Raw genomic sequence first — 16,723 nt, 5'->3', positions numbered from 1 at the left:
GATAATGCAATCACTCTTGAAAAATGCTATCATCGCCATCATATTGATAGCAGCGTAACGAATTTCTTAGAGACACCATCATGGCTGCTGTCACCATCCGCAACCTCCCCGAGGAGGTACATCGCGCGCTGAAGGTCCGCGCGGCGCAGCATAATCGCAGCGCTGAAGCGGAGATGCGCGCCATTCTGGAAGCCGCCGTGCGCCCCGAGGGGCGGCTGCGGCTTGGCACGGCCATGGCGGATGTTAGCCGGAAGATGGGTCTTACCAATGCCGATGTCGAGGCGCTGGAGCAATCCCTGGAGCAGGTCCGCGATGCACGCCCCGCCGAACCCTTCAAGTTCGAATGATCCTGCTCGATACCAATATCGTCTCGGAGGCGATCAAGCCTGAGCCCCACCCATCGGTTCTCGCCTGGCTCGACGAGCAGGCGGCGGAGACGCTGTTCCTGTCCAGCATTACCGTCGCCGAACTTCTCTTCGGCATCGGCGTGCTCCCCAAGGGCAAGCGAAAAGAAACGCTGGCAGAACGGATCGCGCGGCTGTTGAGCCAGTTCGCCGACCGCATCCTGCCCTTCGACACGGAAGCGGCGCGGCACTATGCCGATCTCGCGGTGCAGGCCCGCACCGCCGGGCGAGGCTTCCCGACGCCAGATGGCTACATCGCCGCGATTGCCGCCGCGCACGGCTTCGCCGTGGCCACGCGAGACACCAGCGCTTTTACCGCTGCGGGACTGACCGTAATCGACCCCTGGATGGCCTAACCCCTCACTCCCACTCGATGGTTCCGGGGGGCTTGGAGGTGATGTCGTAGGTCACGCGGTTGACGCCCTTCACCTCGTTGATGATGCGGGTGGCGACGCGCGACAGGAACTCCATGTCGAAATGGTAGAAGTCGGCGGTCATGCCATCGACCGAGGTGACGGCACGCAGCGCGCAGACGAACTCGTAGGTCCGGCCATCGCCCATCACGCCCACGGTCTGCACCGGCAGCAGCACGGCGAAGGCCTGCCAGATCGCGTCATACAGGCCGGCCTTGCGGATCTCGTCGAGATAGACCGCATCGGCCTGGCGCAAAATGTCCAGCTTCTCGCGCGTCACGCCGCCCGGGCAGCGGATGGCGAGGCCCGGCCCCGGGAAGGGGTGGCGACCGACGAAGCGGTCGGGCAGGCCCAGCTCCCGGCCCAGCGCGCGCACCTCGTCCTTGAACAGCTCGCGCAGGGGTTCCACCAGCTTCATGTTCATGCGCGCGGGCAGGCCGCCGACATTATGATGCGACTTGATGGTGACGCTCGGGCCCCCGGTGAAGGACACACTCTCGATCACATCCGGGTAGAGCGTGCCCTGGGCCAGGAAATCGGCGCCGCCGATCTTCTTCGCCTCGGCCTCGAACACATCGATGAACAGCTTGCCGATGGTCTTGCGCTTCACCTCCGGGTCGCTCTGGCCTTCCAGCGCGCCGATGAAGGTGTCGCTGGCATCCACATGCACCAGCGGAATGTTGTAATGGTCGCGGAACATGGTCACGACCTCTTCCGCCTCGTTCAGGCGCATGAGGCCATGATCGACGAACACGCAGGTCAGCTGGTCGCCGATGGCCTCGTGGATCAGGATCGCCGCCACCGAGGAATCGACGCCGCCGGACAGGCCGCAGATCACCCGGCCGGAGCCGACCTGTTTGCGGATCGCCTCCACCGCCTGCTGGCGGAAGGCGGCCATGGTCCAGTCACCCTTGCAGCCGGCGACGTTCAGCACGAAATTATGGATCAGCTTCGCGCCATCCGGCGTGTGCACCACCTCCGGGTGGAACATCAGGCCATAATAGTGCCGGCCCTCATCCTCGATCAGCGCATAGGGCGCGTTCTGCGACACGCCCTTGACCTTGAAGCCGGGGGGCAGCCGGGTGATGCGGTCGCCATGGCTCATCCACACCGTATGCTTCTCGCCCGGCGCCCACACGCCATCGAACAGGCCGGAGGGCTCCTTGACATCCAGCAGCGCGCGGCCGAATTCGCGGTGATGGCCGCTCTCCACCGTGCCGCCCAGCTGTGCCGCCATGGTCATCTGGCCATAGCAGATGCCCAGCAGCGGCACGCCCATGTCGAACACCAGCTGCGGCGCGCGGGGGCTGCCCTCTTCCGCCGGGCTGGCCGGCCCGCCGGACAGGATGATCGCCTTCGGGGCGAATTCCCGGATGCGGGCGGGATCGACATTGAACGGAAATATCTCGCAATAGACGCCGGCCTCGCGCACCCGCCTTGCGATGAGCTGCGTGACCTGGCTGCCGAAATCGAGGATCAGGATGCGGTCTGTCATGGCGGGCTCGTTCTCAATTCTCTTCGGACGATCTGTGATGGGGCCGGTCGAGCGGGTTGTCGAGGCGCGGGATGACACGGCGCACATCGATCCAGTCATAGGCGGTTTCGGGCACTTCCTCCTCGCCGAACACGCCGCCGATCTGCAGGGCAGCGCGCTGGCCGGGGGCAGCCCCGAAGCGCAGGTAGAAGCTTTCCGCCGGTTCGTTGTCCGACGGCGCCCAGGCGCGCACGGACAGCTGGCCGACCGCCGCCATCGCCTTGAAGGCGGAGGCCAGCAGGCGGCGGCCCACCCCCTGGCGGCGATGGCCCGGATCGGCATGGATGGCGTAGATTTCCGCATCCAGCGCCGCATCCTCCTCGGACCGGGGCGGCCCGAAGGCGATGAAGCCGACGATGGTTTCTTCTGCCGGCTTGTCCTTGGGCGCCTTGCCCTTCTTTTCGGAAGGCTTCTTCTCGGAAGATGCCGGCGCAGTTTGGGGCTGAGGCTGGGGCGGCGGGGCCAGCACGGCGACCAGCACCATGTTGTTGGTGCTCTCGATCACCTCGCCCCAGAAGGCGGCGGCGCGGACATCGGCGAAATCCTCGAAGGCGTCATCCGGCACCGGCTTGCCGACCAGGCTGCGCAGCTGCACGCGCGCCACCCCGAAGGCGTCGTCCAGCTCGGCGACGCGAACACTGAGAATATGCTGCTGGCCGCTGTCGCTCACGCTGTCCTGCCGCTGCTCCTGTCCCCTACCCGTCAGCCTTCGCTGCGGTAGTTCGGCGCCTCCCGGGTGATGGTCACGTCATGGACGTGGCTCTCGCGCAGGCCGGCATTGGTGATCTTCACGAACCGGGCATTGGCCTGCAGATCCTGGATGGTCTGGCTGCCGGTATAGCCCATCGCCGCCTTCAGCCCGCCGACCAGCTGGTGCACAACCGCGCCCAGCGGCCCCTTGTAGGGCACCTGACCCTCGATGCCTTCCGGCACCAGCTTCAGCGTGTCCTTCACTTCCTGCTGGAAGTAGCGGTCCGCCGAGCCGCGCGCCATGGCGCCGACCGACCCCATGCCGCGATAGGATTTGTAGGACCGGCCATTATAGAGGAACACCTCGCCGGGGCTTTCGTCGGTGCCGGCGAACAGCGAGCCGATCATCGCCACATCGGCACCCGCCGCGATGGCCTTCGCCAGGTCGCCGGAGAATTTGATGCCGCCATCGGCGATGGCCGGCACGCCGCGTTCACGGCAGACGGCACTGGTGTCGATGATCGCGGTCAGCTGCGGCACGCCGACGCCGGCGACGATACGGGTGGTGCAGATCGAACCCGGCCCGATGCCGACCTTGATGGCATCCGCCCCGGCATCGATCAGCGCCCTGGCGGCATCCGCCGTGGCAACATTGCCGGCAATGACCTGGGTGTAGTTGGACAGCTTGCGCACCTTGCCGACCGTGTCGATGACCTTCTGCGAATGGCCATGCGCGGTATCGACCACCAGCACGTCCACCTCGGCATCGAACAACGCCTCGGCCCGGGCCAGCGCCTCGTCGCCGGTGCCAACAGCGGCAGCGGCGCGCAGGCGGCCCTTGGCGTCCTTGGTGGCGGACGGGTGCAACTGCGCCTTCTCCATATCCTTCACGGTGATCAGGCCGATGCAGCGATAGGCATCATCGACTACCAGCAGCTTCTCGATGCGGTGGCGATGCAGCAGCTCCTTGGCCTGCTCGCTCTCGATGCCTTCGCGGACGGTGACCAGATTGTCCTTGGTCATCAGCTCGCGCACCGGCTGCGCCGTGTTGCGGGCAAATCGGACATCGCGGTTGGTCAGGATGCCGGCCAGCTTGCCCGATGCCTTCTCGACGACCGGAATGCCGGAGATATGGTGCTGCGCCATCAGGCCCAGCGCCTCGCCCAGCGTGGCGTCGGGGTCGATGGTCACCGGGTTGATGACCATGCCGGATTCGAATTTCTTGACCCGCCGGACCTCCTCGGCCTGCCGTTCGATCGACAGGTTGCGATGGACAACGCCAATGCCGCCGGCCTGTGCCATGGCGATCGCCAGGCGGCCCTCGGTCACGGTGTCCATGGCGGACGAAATCAGCGGAATTCCAAGCTCGATGGACCGGGTGAGACGGGTACGGGTGTCCACCTCGGTGGGCATGACCTGCGACCTTGCCGGCTCAAGCAGCACATCGTCGAAGGTCAGCGCGTCACGGATCTGCATTGCGCCTCCATGCAAACGGGGCCGCACTATACACCAGTGCCGCGCTGTGTGAAGGCCCAGATGAGGATGATTGCCGGCTTTTCTGTCGCACCGCCATCGCATGGCCCACACGCCGGCATGCAACGGCGTCTGCGTACAAAAATTCATGAATTTTGATGATCTGATTCCAACCAATTAACTATTATTTTATCATTTTCTTATTAACCTTATGTCGCGCACGGGATTTTTCGGCGCCAACCCTACACAACAAGCCATCGAAAGAACTGCCATGAGCGCTGCCGCCCATACCGACGACCTCGCCGAAAGGCTCCGTTTCCTGAACATTGATGACAGCGTGAAGGCCATGCTGCGCGAATCCCGGCCGCTGATCGAAAAGCATCTGCCCGGCATTCTCGACCAGTTCTATGCCCAGATCGCCCGCTTCCCCTCGGTGCAGCGCCACTTCACCGACCCGGCGATCCGCGCCCATGCGCAATCGGCGCAGATGAAGCACTGGCAGATCATCCTGTCGGGCAAGTATGATCAGGCCTATGTCGATTCGGTGCGCAGGATCGGCCGCGCCCACAACCGGCTGGGGCTGGAGCCGCGCTGGTATATCGGCGGCTATGGCTATCTGACCTCCGCCATGCAGAAGGCGGTCAGCGACACCTATGCCGACGGCATGATGCGCAACAACAGCGCCAAGCGCGCCGCCATGCTGGACGCGCTGAACAAGGCCGCGCTGCTGGACATGGACTATGCCATCTCGATCTATCTGGAGGAGGGTGCGCGCGAGAAGGAAGAGCTGCTGGCCCGGCTCGCCAGCGAGTTCGAATCGGGCGTCGGCTCGCTGGGCCAGAATATCGGTGCCGCCGTGACCCAGCTGAATTCCGGCGCGCAGTCGCTCTCCGGTTTCGCCGATGACGCAACCCGCCAGGTGGCGGTCGTGAAGGACGCCGCGACAACGACCGCGAACGCAGTCGATTCCGTTGCCTCCGCCGCCGAGGAGCTGTCCGCCTCCATCGGCGAGATCGCCGGCCAGCTGGAAAACTCCACCCAGGCCTCGAAGGAGGCTGTGGCCACGGTGCGCACCACCCAGGAAACGGTCGGCACCCTGACTAAGGCATCGGAGAAGATCGGCGAGATCGTCTCGATGATCCAGGAAATCGCCTCGCAGACCAATTTGCTGGCGCTGAACGCCACCATCGAGGCGGCGCGTGCCGGCGAGGCTGGCAAGGGCTTCGCGGTCGTGGCGTCGGAGGTGAAGGCGCTGGCGACCCAGACCGGCCGGGCGACGGAGGAAATCGGCAGCCAGATCGACCAGATCCAGTCCGTCACCCGCGAGACGGTGAACGCCATCGCCGAGATCGCGACCCGCATCGACAAGATCGACGAGGTGATCGCGGTGATCGCCGCCGCCGCCGAGCAGCAGCAGGCGGCTACCACGGAAATCTCCCGCAACATCCAGGAATCCTCGCAGAGCACACAGCGCGTCAGCGCTGCCATCGAGGATGTCAGCCGGGTCTCGGACGAAACCTCCAGCATGGCCGGCAACCTGCTGGCGGCTACCAGGGAGATCACCCAGCAGACCAGCACGCTCGACCGTCAGGTCGCGGCCTTCCTCGACAAGGTGAAGGCGGCGTAGGGGCGTGGTGAAAACCCGCAGGGGCTTGCTAAAGCCGGTCACGATCCCGAATATGGTAGGTAAAGGTTTGGTAAAGTCCGGTGTGAAATGACGATGCGGCTTCTCAGGTGCCATGCGGAACAAAGCAGCGATGGGTGGGAGGCAACCTGCCTCGACCTCGACATTGCCGTGCAGGGCGACAGCTTCGAGGAAGTCTATTCCGCGCTGCAGGAAGCCATCGCGCTGTATCTGGAAACCGTCGCCGATCTTCCGCAAGAGGATCGGCGGCGCCTCCTGAACAGGCCAGCCCCGCTGCCGTCGCGCCTGCGCTTTCTCGGCTATGCGATCCGCAATGTCCTGTCTGACAGCCTGACAGGCCGGACGGCATCGGCGGATTTCACCCTGCCGATGGCCGCCTGATCAGCGGAACAGCGATTTCGGCAATCCGCTCTGGCGGATCATCGAACCCAGCGTACCCGGCTTGATCTCGTCGCCCTCGCGCGTGCAGGCGACCACGACGATTTTCGTTTCCCCATTCACCACACCGCGATAGGTCCGGTGACTCCCGCGCTGGCGAGCCAGCTCGAAACCGTGTGTTTCGAGAATACGGAGGAAATCACGGAAGTTCATGCGAGTATCGTGAACTCACAAGTCCCTTCCGGCAACGGGAACAAATTAGTTACACCTAGTGCCTTAAGGTCATTTTAGCACTAAATACAGCCTCCCTACTCCGCTGCCACCTTCCCGTAGCCGCCGCCGCCCGGCGTCTCGATCACATAGACATCGCCCGGCTGCATCTCGATCTGGTTGATGTGCTCCAGCTCGATCACCGTGCCGTCGGTGCGTTCCACCGCGTTGCGGCCGGTCTTCGCTTCGCCGCCGCCGGCCATGCCATAGGGCGGGATGACGCGGTGGCCGGACAGCATGGCCGCCGTCATCGCCTCGCGGAATCGCACTCGGCGGATCACGCCGTCGCCGCCCTTGTGCAGACCTGTACCGCCGGAGCCCTCGCGGATGCGGAAATCCTCGACCAGCACCGGGAAGCGCCATTCCAGCACCTCCGGGTCGGTCAGGCGGCTGTTGGTCATGTGGGTGTGGACGGCGCTGCAGCCGTCGAAATCCGGCCCGGCGCCGGAGCCGCCGCAGATCGTCTCGTAATACTGGTAGGTCTCGTTGCCGAAGGTGAAATTGTTCATCGTGCCCTGCGCCGCGCCCATCACGCCGAGCGCGCCATAGAGCGCGTCGGTGATGCATTGCGAGGTCTCGACATTGCCGGCGACCACGGCGGCCGGGTAGTTCGGGTTCAGCATCGAGCCCTTGGGGATGATGACTTCCAGCGGCTTCAGGCAGCCTTCGTTCATCGGGATGTCGTCATCGACCAGCGTGCGGAACACGTACAGCACGGCGGCCTTGCACACGGCTGAGGGCGCGTTGAAGTTGGTCTTCTGCTGTGCGCTGGTGCCGGTGAAATCGATCTTCGCCGACCGTTTCTCGCGGTCGATGGAGACAGTCACCTTGATGACGCTGCCATCGTCCATCTCGTAGGCGAAGCTGCCATCCTTCAGCACGCCGATGACGCGGCGCACCTGCTCCTCCGCATTGTCCTGGACGTGCTGCATATAGGCCATGACCACGTCGAGGCCGAAATGCCCGACCATCTTGCGCAGCTCCGCCACGCCCTTCTCGTTAGCGGCGATCTGCGCCTGCAGGTCGGCGACATTCTGCGTCACGTTGCGCACCGGGTATGTCCCGCCGGTCAGCAGTTCGACCAGCTCCTGCTCCCGGAACGCCCCCTTATCGACCAGCTGGAAATTGTCGATCATCACGCCTTCCTGATCGACGGTCACCGAATCCGGCGGCATCGAGCCGGGCGTGGTGCCGCCGATATCGGCGTGATGACCGCGCGACGCGACATAGAACAGGATTTTCTTGCCCGCCTCGTCGAACACCGGGGTGATGACGGTGACGTCCGGCAGGTGCGTGCCGCCATTATAGGGCGCGTTCAGCGCATAGACATCGCCAGGCCGGATATCCGGGTTCTCGCGCACCACCGTGCGCACGCTCTCGCCCATCGAACCCAGATGCACCGGCATGTGCGGCGCGTTGGCGATCAGGTTGCCGTCCTTGTCGAAGATGGCGCAGGAGAAATCCAGACGCTCCTTGATGTTCACCGAATAGGCGGTGTTCTGCAGGGTCACGCCCATCTGCTCTGCGATCGACATGAACAGGTTGTTGAACACCTCCAGCATCACCGGATCGACCTGGGTGCCGATGGCGACGCGCGCCGGCAAGGCCTTCACGCGCTTCAGCACCATATGGTCGCGGGTGGTGACCTCCGCCTGCCAGCCCGGCTCCACCACCGTGGTGGCGTTGGCATCGGTGATGATGGCCGGGCCATCCACCTTGCAGCCGGGGCTGAGGTCCAGCCGGTCATAGACCGGGGTTTCGTGGCGTTCCGCGCCGCAATACATCGGCAGCGTGCCCTTGGCGGCCGGCAGCGCGCCTGAGCCTGCCTCCAGCACCGGGTCCTCGGCGGAATCGGTGACGCCGATCACCTCGACCGACACGGCCTCCACCACCATGCCCTTGTTTTCCATGTGGAAGCCGTAGAGCTGCTTGTGCGCCTCGACGAAGCGCGCGGCGATCTCCTGCCGGCTGCCGAACTCCACCACCTGTGCGGTGTCGGAGCCGTCATAGCGCACATGCACCTTGCGCAGCACCTTGATGTGATCCTCGGCCACGCCCTGGCGGCGCATCTCCGACAACCCTTCTTCGGCGAGCGTATCCAGCTCCCCCGACAGCGTGGGGATCAGATCGTCGGCCAGCTTCGCCTCGACCGCCTTCTCCTTCAGCACGCGCAGATCGGCCAGCCCCATGCCATAGGCCGACAGCACGCCGGCGAAGGGGTGGATCAGGATGGTCTTCATGCCCAGCGCATCGGCAACAGAACAGGCATGCTGCCCGCCGGCCCCGCCGAAGCAGTTCAGCGCATAGCGCGTGACATCATAGCCGCGCTGCACGGAAATCTGCTTGATCGCGTTGGCCATGTTCTCGACCGCGATCTTCAGGAAGCCCTCGGCGACCTCCTCCGGCGTGCGCTTCACGCCCATGGATTTCTCGATCTCGGCGGCCATCTCGGTGAATTTCCGGCGCACCACATCGGCGTCCAGCTTCTCGTCGCGCTTCGGCCCGAACACCGGCGGGAAGAAATCGGGATGCAGCTTGCCGACCATCACATTGGCGTCGGTCACGGTCAGCGGCCCGCCGCGGCGGTAGCAGGCCGGCCCCGGATTGGCGCCCGCTGATTCCGGCCCGACGCGGAAGCGCGATCCATCGAAGAACAGGATGGAACCGCCGCCCGCCGCCACGGTGTGGATGCGCATCATCGGCGCGCGCATCCGCACACCGGCGACGATGGTCTCGAAGGCACGCTCATACTCGCCGTCGAAATGCGACACGTCGGTCGAGGTGCCGCCCATATCGAAACCGATCACCTTGTCGAAACCGGCCATCTGCGCGGTCTTCACGCAGCCGACGACGCCACCGGCCGGGCCGGACAGGATGGCGTCCTTGCCCTGGAACAGGAAGGCGTCGGTCAGGCCGCCATTCGACTGCATGAACATCAGGCGGGTATCGCCGAGTTCTCCCGCCACCCGGTCCACATAACGGCGCAGAATCGGCGACAGATAGGCGTCCACCACCGTGGTGTCTCCGCGCCCGACCAGCTTCATCAGCGGGCTGACCTGGTGGCTGACGGAAATCTGCGTGAAGCCGATCTCCTTCGCGACCTTCTCCAGCGCCGCCTCATGGTCGGTGTAGCGATAGCCATGCAGCAGCACGATGGCGAGCGAGCGGATGCCGCTGTCGAACACCGCCTTAAGGTCACGGCGCGCCGCGTCGAGGTCGAGCTTCGTCAGCACCTCGCCCTGGGCGCTCATGCGCTCCTCGATCTCGACGACACGCTCATAGAGCAGTTCCGGCAGGGTGATCTTGCGGGTGAACAGGTGCGGGCGGTTCTGGTAGGCGATGCGCAGCGCGTCACGGAAGCCGCGCGTGATGGCCAGCGCCGTGCGCTCGCCCTTGCGTTCCAGCAGCGCGTTGGTGGCGACGGTGGTGCCCATCTTCACGGCCTCCACCTGCTCCGCCGGGATGGCGTCCTCGGCTGTCCGGCCCAGCAGCTCGCGGATGCCCTGCAGCGCGGCATCGGCATAGGATTCCGGGTTTTCAGACAGCAGCTTGTGGGTGACCAGCGAACCGTCCGGCTTCTTCGCCACGATGTCGGTAAAGGTGCCGCCCCGGTCGATCCAGAACTGCCACTCGCCTGCGCCCACCGTCTCAACCCCCATGTTCCGTCACCCTGCTACAATCCTGCGATCCTGTCGCACTGCGGTAACGTACCTAGCAACTTCCCCGGTTCCTGTCACGGGGCAGTCATGCAGGACGGAGGGAAGAAACACCGACCTTCCCCCGATGCCCTTCGAGACGCCGGCTTCGCCGGCCCTCAGGGCGAGGTGATGGTTGGCATTCCGACAGTGCCTAAATCTATCGGGACACCGGCGGTACCCCTTGGTGACCTCATGCAGAGGAGGGCCGCCAAGGCACTTGGAGGCCCGTCTCGAAGCATATGGCGGCGATATGAAACGCCCTGCCGCCTATCGCACTGACACCCGCCATCACCACTACCCGTCACCCCCGCATTTATTGCGGGGGTCCAGGCCTCCGCTAGCTGGATCGCTTGTCGAGCAGGCTGAACCCTAGATTCCCGGCACAAGGCCGGGAATGACGGACAAGGAAAGCGAGACGGTCAGGGAAAGCTGGATGAGGACATTCCTCGCGGCGAATCTCCCTATAGCGGCCCGTCCTGTAGGGCCAGCCGCTCCAACCCGGCGACTGCCGCCTCGGGGGTCAGCCGGGCAGTGTCGATCACCACATCGGCCTCCGACCAGGGGCGGTAGTCTCGGGCCTGCACGGCTTCCCAATTCGGCTGAAGGTGACCCGCGATATCGGCTTCGCGTTCCTCCACACGCCGGCGATGTTCCGCCACATCGGAACAGATCACTTCCACCTGCAACAGACGGGCGCCAGCGGTGCGCGCAACAGTGACCCAGCCTTCCCGGCTTTCGGGAACCGGGTTCACACAGTCCGCGATGACGGTATGGCCGATCTCCAGATTGCTGCGCGCCAGCGCCATCGCCGCCAGATAGCCGGCAGCGTCAACCTCACCCGACAATTCGCCGGAATCGCGCAGCGCCTGCTCCACCGCGTCGATTCGCAGATAGACCGCCCGCAACCGCGCGGCCAGGGCGCGAGATATCGTGGTTTTTCCGGTTCCCGGCAGTCCGCCGAACACGATCAGCATGCATCCCCCTTCGGACAAGGCGGGCATCCTATCCCGCCGGCCTTTTTGGGGAAACTAGGCTGCCTTCGCGCCGAGTTGCTCGAAGAAGCTGCCGACCGTGGTTTCCATCAGGCCGAGCGCCTCCTCCGCATAGCTCATCTGATCCGGTATCCCCAGATCGACGGTCAGTTCCGCCTCGCCATGGTCATGCTGCATGCGGGGGTCGAACTTGCGCGCCAGCGCCAGCAGCCGGCGGTTGTCGGACAGGCAGAACAGGGTCACCCGGTGGACGCCGCGATTGCGCGCCAGCGTGACGACACGGCGCATCAGCTGGGTGCCGATGCCGCGTCCCTCGAAATCGGCCTCGACGGTGATCGCCAGCTCCGCCTCGTCGATCCAGCCATTATGGGCGCGGATGACGAAGACGGCGCCGCGCAGCACACCATCGACGAAACAGCCGATGGCGATACAGCGGAACCAGTCGATTCCCTTGGTCTTGGTGGTGAGGTATCCGTCATCGACAAAGCCGCCGAACCGGTAATGGCGCTGCTCCGGCGTCAGCCGGGCCAGATGATCGGCATAGTCGGTGGAGTCGGTCGGCCAGAGACGTCTGTAAACAAGCATTGGGGCACCTAACCTGCTGCGGGTACCCTCCCTGGGCCTTGCGGCCGCGCCATCCGAGGGACCGAGGCCCGCCCGGACGGCTTGTTTCGTATCGTCACTTCTGCGATACGTTGCTGCGCAACACTATGCTGCATTGCACAATAATTTGAAACATAAATGTTGTGGCCGTGTGCCCTTGTCAACGGTTATCTCGTGGCAAGGGGCACTGGTGCCCTGCGGTATTTCTCGGTAGGGTCGGGCAAGGCAGGAAACTGAGCGACACATGAGTATCTGGGGCAAGATCATAGGCGGCGCGGCAGGTTTCGCGCTGGGCGGACCGCTGGGCGCGCTTCTGGGCGCGCTGGCCGGCCATGCCGTGGACAAGATCCGCGCCATCGACACCGTCGAGCCGCAGCCGCAGCGCGACGAGGACGGCACGCGCAAGATCGCCTTCACCATCGGCGTCATCGTGCTGGGCGCCAAGATGGCGAAGGTGGATGGCGTGGTCAGCGAGCGCGAGATCCGCGCCTTCAAGGAGGTGTTCCGCGTCCCGCCTGACGAGATCAAGAATGTCGCCCGGGTGTTCAACCTCGCCAAGCGCGACGCGCGCGGGTTCGAGCCCTATGCGCGGCAGATCGCCGGCTTGTTCGAGCCCGGCTCGCCGGTGCTGGAGGAATTGCTGGCCAGCCTGTTCCATATCGCCATGTCGGATGGCCGGCTGCACGATGCCGAAATCGCCTATCTGAAGGAGGTGGCGCGTATCTTCGGCTTCGACGAATTTGCCTTCGAGCGTATCCGCGCCCAGCATACCGGCGAATCCTCTGGTGATCCCTACACGGTGCTGGGGATATCCCCGGACGCTGATGACGACACGGTGAAGAAGGCCTATCGCGACCTGATGCGCGAGAACCATCCAGACCGGCTGATGGCGCAGGGCCTGCCGCAGGAATTCATCGAGATCGCCAACGAGAAGGTGGCGGCGATCAACGCCGCCTACGACCGCATCCGCAAGCATCGCGGGATGAAATGAGCGCTGGCTCATACCGGCATTATTATCTTCTGTCATGCCCGGACTTGATCCGGGCATCCAGGGGCGGTGCTTTGCCTGTGACACTTCAGGCCGCCGCCCTGGATTGCCCCAAGCCCCATTGGGTCAAGCCCGGCAATGACAATCCTCTATTTCCGGACAGATTTCTCTGACCATGGCGACCAATCCCCCCATCGTGGCGCTGCGTGGCGCCTCCCTCAGCTTCGGCGGCAATCCGGTGTTCGAGAAGGCCGACCTGCCGGTCGGCATCGGCGACCGGCTGTGCCTGGTCGGCCGCAATGGCAGCGGCAAATCGACCCTGATGAAGGCGCTGGCGGGCCTCGCCGATATCGATTCCGGCGAGCGCTTCCAGCAGCCGGGCGCCCGGATCGCCTATCTGCAGCAGGAGCCGGTCTTCGCCAAGGACAGCACCGTCGGCCAGTATGTCGCCGAGGGGCTGCCGCCGGTGCAGGACAATGCGCCGCGCGACCATCTGGTGGAATCGGTGGTGCGCCGGCTGGGGTTAGCGCCCGAGACGCCGACCGCGCGCCTGTCGGGTGGCGAGAGCCGGCGCGCGGCACTGGCCCGCACGCTGGTCTCCGACCCCGACGTGCTGCTGCTGGACGAGCCGACCAACCATCTGGACCTGCCGACCATCGAATGGCTGGAGCAGGAGCTGCTGGGGTTCCGCGGCGGCATCCTGCTGGTCAGCCATGACCGCGCCTTCCTGACCCGGCTGGGGCAGAAGACCTACTGGCTGGAGCGCGGCGAGCTGCGCCGCACCAACCAGAGCTTCGCGCATTTCGAGGACTGGGCCGACAAGCTGCTGGCCGATGAGGAGATGCAGGCGCAGAAGCTGAACCGCCGGATCGCCGAGGAGATGCGCTGGCTGCGCGAGGGGCTGACCGCCCGGCGCAAGCGCAATATGGGCCGGGTGAAGGCGCTGATGCTGAACCGGCGGGAGCGTGCCGAGCGCATCCGCCCGTCCGGCCGCATGATCGTCTCGGTGGAGACCGCCGAGGGCGCCGGCACGGCGATCATCGAGGCCAACCACATCGCCAAATCCTTCCCGCAGCCGGACGGCACGGAGAAGCTGCTGGTGAAGGATTTCTCCACCCGCATCATCCGCCGCGACCGCATCGGCCTGATCGGCCCGAATGGCGCCGGCAAGACCACGCTGCTGAAAATGCTGATCGGCGAGCTGAAGCCGGACAAGGGGCGCGTGAAGATCGGCTTCGGTGTGGAGATTGCCTATTTCGACCAGAAGCGCGAGCAGCTGAACCCCACCACCAGCCTGTGGGAAACGCTGGCGCCCGGCGGCGACACTGTGTTCATCAACGGCAAGCCGAAGCATGTGGCGACCTACCTGAAGGAATTCCTGTTCCAGGACCGCCAGTTCCGCAGCCCGGTCGGCAGCCTGTCGGGCGGCGAGCGCAACCGCCTGCTGCTGGCCAAGCTGTTCAGCCAGCCCCACAATTTCCTGGTGATGGACGAGCCGACCAACGATCTCGACATGGAGACGCTGGACCTGCTGCAGGAAGTCATCGCCGACTATGAGGGCACGGTGCTGCTGGTCAGCCATGACCGTGACTTCCTGGACCGTACCGTCACCGCCATGCTGGCCGTCGAGGGTGAGGGTAAGGTCACCGAATATGCCGGCGGCTACCGCGATTATCTGGCCCAGCGCCCGGCACCCGTTGAGGACGGTCCGAAAGCCGCACGGCCCGCCGCCGCGCCGAAGGCGGAGAAGCCGAAGTCCGCGCCCGCGAAGCTGAGCTACAAGGACCAGCGCGAACTGGACCAGCTGCCCGGCATGATCGACAAGCTGGGCACGGAGATCGCCAAGCTGGAGGAGAAGCTGGCCGACCCCGACCTGTTCCGGCGCGACCCGGACGGCTTCCAGAAGACCAGCGCGCTGCTGGAACGCGCCCAGGCCGCGCTCGCCAAATCGGAAGATCGCTGGCTGGAGCTGGAAAGCCTGCGCGAAGGCATCGAACAGGCGAAGACCGTATGAATATGAGCCTGCGCGACATCGCCCTCATCATCTTCGTCATGGCGGTCTGGGGGGCCAATTTCGGCGTCAGCAAGCTGGGGCTTCAGGAATTGCCGCCGCTGCTGCTGGTCGGGCTGCGCTTCGCGCTGACCGCCCTGTTCCTGGTGCCCTTCACCCGGCTGCCGCGCGACAAGATGCTGCCGGTGCTGCTGCTCAGCACCACGCTCGGGCTGCTGCATTTCGCGCTGATGTTCACCGGCCTGCAGAAGGTGGATGCCAGCACCGCCGCCATCGCGGTGCAGATCCAGGTGCCCTTCTCCGCCCTGCTGGCCGCCATCTTCTTCAAGGACAAGCTGGGCTGGCGGCGCGCGCTGGGCATGGCGCTGGCGATTGCCGGGGTGGTGCTGCTGGCGGGCGAGCCGCAGACCAGCAGCAACATCCTGTATCTCGGCATGATCCTCACCGCCTCGATGATCTGGGCGGTTTCGGCAATCCAGATGAAGCAGCTTTCGGATCTGGACACGCTGACGCTGAATGGCTGGATGGGGCTGTTCGCGGCGCCGCAGCTGCTGGTCGGCTCCTGGCTGCTGGAAGACGGCCAGACGGAGGCCATCGCCAACGCCGGCTGGCAGGGCTGGGGGGCGGTCGCCTTTATGGCAGTCGCGGTCACCATAATCGGCTATGGTATCTGGATGCAGATGCTGAGGCGCTATCAGGTGAACCAGGTCATGCCCTTCACATTGCTGGCCCCGATGTTCGGCGTGTTGGCCGGCGTGATCATGCTGGGCGAGAGCCTGAGCCTGCTGAAGCTGGCGGGCGGTGCCCTCACTATCCTCGGTGTCGCCATCATCACCGTGCGCCGGCCGCAGCAGGCGCAGCCCGTGGCCCCAAGGTCGTAGCGGCCTCCGGCGGATGAGCGTCATCGACAGCCCCTCGCCGAATTTCGGGCCGCGCCGCGACGGCCGGAAACCCGATCTGGTGGTGCTGCACTATACCGGTATGAAAAGCGCCGCCGAGGCGCTGGAGCGGATGTGCGATCCGGCGTCCGAGGTCAGCGCGCACTACATGATCGACGAGGACGGCACCTGCCACCGTCTGGTGGACGAGGCGATGCGCGCCTGGCATGCCGGTGTGGCCTGCTGGGCCGGGGAGCGCGATGTGAACTCCATCTCCATCGGCATCGAGCTGGTCAATCCGGGGCATGAGCATGGCTACCGCCCCTTCCCCGACCCGCAGATCGCCCGGCTGGTCGCGCTATGCAGCGAGATGAAGACCCGGCATGGGATAGCGCCCCACCGCTTTGTCGGCCATTCCGACGTGGCCCCGGCGCGCAAGCAGGACCCGGGCGAGCTGTTCCCCTGGAAAGACATGGCCCGGCAGGGCTTTGGCATCTGGCCGAAACCGAACCATGCCGGCGCCCCCGTGGCACCGATGGAGGCCGCCTTCCTGCTGGCCGAGATCGGCTATGACATCGCCGACCTGCCGGCTTCCATCGCCGCCTTCCAGCGCCGATACCGGCCATCGCTGATTGACGGGCAGCTGGACCGCGAAACCGCCGGCCTGATCAACGGCCTCGCCCGCATGCTGCCGCGCCAGGATGCGCTGCAGGGGGAGTAAGTCCCCTCTTCGCTTGACCGGCCTG

Annotated in this window: 15 protein-coding genes; 8 read left to right on the top strand and 7 right to left on the bottom strand. The window is 65.1% G+C overall.

Translation table 11 applies throughout. The annotated features are described in order from the left end of the window. The first annotated feature begins 80 nt into the window (after positions 1–80). Together P24_RS08990 and P24_RS08985 are read left to right on the top strand one after the other, a co-directional pair. Positions 81–347 carry a FitA-like ribbon-helix-helix domain-containing protein gene (locus P24_RS08990; protein WP_008944396.1) on the top strand — a complete coding sequence of 89 codons (267 nt, stop codon included), beginning with the start codon at positions 81–83 and terminating at the stop codon, positions 345–347. Beyond that, positions 344–760: a type II toxin-antitoxin system VapC family toxin gene (locus P24_RS08985; RefSeq protein ID WP_008944395.1), complete on the top strand. Its 417-nt coding sequence runs from the start codon at positions 344–346 to the stop codon at positions 758–760. Before P24_RS08990 ends, P24_RS08985 begins: the two co-directional genes overlap by 4 nt. Positions 761–764: 4 nt before the next feature. Here the strand turns inward: P24_RS08985 and guaA are convergent, their stop codons facing one another. Genes guaA through guaB form a run of 3 tightly spaced genes read right to left on the bottom strand, consistent with a single transcriptional unit; the run spans position 765 to position 4,517 of the window. Next, positions 765–2,312, bottom strand: a complete 1,548-nt coding sequence (guaA, locus tag P24_RS08980; protein WP_008944394.1) for a glutamine-hydrolyzing GMP synthase — start codon at positions 2,310–2,312, stop codon at positions 765–767. Between the two features lie 13 nt (positions 2,313–2,325). Continuing rightward, a complete protein-coding gene (locus tag P24_RS08975) occupies positions 2,326–3,021 on the bottom strand; it encodes a GNAT family N-acetyltransferase (RefSeq protein ID WP_008944393.1) in 696 nt (231 codons plus the stop codon). A 32-nt stretch (positions 3,022–3,053) separates the two neighbouring features. Then, positions 3,054–4,517 (bottom strand): IMP dehydrogenase, encoded by a 1,464-nt coding sequence (gene guaB, locus P24_RS08970; protein WP_008944392.1) that lies wholly within the window; start codon positions 4,515–4,517, stop codon positions 3,054–3,056. Between the two features lie 268 nt (positions 4,518–4,785). On the opposite strand from guaB, the gene P24_RS08965 reads away from it, so the two are divergent. Together P24_RS08965 and P24_RS08960 are read left to right on the top strand one after the other, a co-directional pair. Next, positions 4,786–6,141, top strand: a complete 1,356-nt coding sequence (locus tag P24_RS08965) for a globin-coupled sensor protein (RefSeq protein ID WP_008944391.1) — start codon at positions 4,786–4,788, stop codon at positions 6,139–6,141. A gap of 93 nt (positions 6,142–6,234) precedes the next feature. Continuing rightward, complete coding sequence (locus tag P24_RS08960; protein ID WP_156816237.1) at positions 6,235–6,540, top strand: type II toxin-antitoxin system HicB family antitoxin; 306 nt, start codon at positions 6,235–6,237, stop codon at positions 6,538–6,540. On the opposite strand, the gene P24_RS08955 is transcribed toward P24_RS08960, so the two are convergent. The 4 genes from P24_RS08955 to P24_RS08940 all read right to left on the bottom strand — a co-directional run bounded on the left by P24_RS08955 (position 6,541) and on the right by P24_RS08940 (position 12,082). Next, positions 6,541–6,750, bottom strand: coding sequence for a type II toxin-antitoxin system HicA family toxin (locus P24_RS08955; RefSeq protein WP_008944389.1), 210 nt, complete (start codon positions 6,748–6,750; stop codon positions 6,541–6,543). It abuts the gene before it with no gap. A gap of 95 nt (positions 6,751–6,845) precedes the next feature. Further along, the gene (locus P24_RS08950; protein ID WP_008944388.1) at positions 6,846–10,466 is read right to left on the bottom strand and encodes a hydantoinase B/oxoprolinase family protein; all 3,621 of its coding nucleotides are present in this window, start codon (positions 10,464–10,466) and stop codon (positions 6,846–6,848) included. 500 nt (positions 10,467–10,966) lie between these two features. Continuing rightward, positions 10,967–11,479, bottom strand: a complete 513-nt coding sequence (locus P24_RS08945) for an AAA family ATPase (protein WP_008944387.1) — start codon at positions 11,477–11,479, stop codon at positions 10,967–10,969. Positions 11,480–11,533: 54 nt separating this feature from the next. Beyond that, positions 11,534–12,082 (bottom strand): GNAT family N-acetyltransferase, encoded by a 549-nt coding sequence (locus tag P24_RS08940; RefSeq protein WP_008944386.1) that lies wholly within the window; start codon positions 12,080–12,082, stop codon positions 11,534–11,536. 262 nt (positions 12,083–12,344) lie between these two features. On the opposite strand from P24_RS08940, the gene P24_RS08935 reads away from it, so the two are divergent. The 4 genes from P24_RS08935 to P24_RS08920 all read left to right on the top strand — a co-directional run bounded on the left by P24_RS08935 (position 12,345) and on the right by P24_RS08920 (position 16,698). Then, complete coding sequence (locus P24_RS08935; protein WP_008944385.1) at positions 12,345–13,091, top strand: TerB family tellurite resistance protein; 747 nt, start codon at positions 12,345–12,347, stop codon at positions 13,089–13,091. Positions 13,092–13,263: 172 nt separating this feature from the next. Beyond that, positions 13,264–15,102 carry an ATP-binding cassette domain-containing protein gene (locus tag P24_RS08930; protein WP_008944384.1) on the top strand — a complete coding sequence of 613 codons (1,839 nt, stop codon included), beginning with the start codon at positions 13,264–13,266 and terminating at the stop codon, positions 15,100–15,102. After that, positions 15,099–15,980 (top strand): DMT family transporter, encoded by an 882-nt coding sequence (locus tag P24_RS08925; RefSeq protein ID WP_008944383.1) that lies wholly within the window; start codon positions 15,099–15,101, stop codon positions 15,978–15,980. The genes P24_RS08930 and P24_RS08925 overlap by 4 nt, the downstream gene beginning before the upstream one ends. Before the next feature lie 13 nt (positions 15,981–15,993). After that, entirely contained in the window at positions 15,994–16,698 is a 705-nt protein-coding gene (locus tag P24_RS08920; protein WP_008944382.1) for an N-acetylmuramoyl-L-alanine amidase, read from the top strand. The last annotated feature ends 25 nt before the right edge of the window (positions 16,699–16,723 follow it).

The sequence above is a fragment of the Oceanibaculum indicum P24 genome (assembly GCF_000299935.1).
Lineage (GTDB): Bacteria > Pseudomonadota > Alphaproteobacteria > Oceanibaculales > Oceanibaculaceae > Oceanibaculum > Oceanibaculum indicum.
Note: the sequence above shows the minus strand (reverse complement) of the source record. Positions and strands in the feature narration are given on the sequence as shown.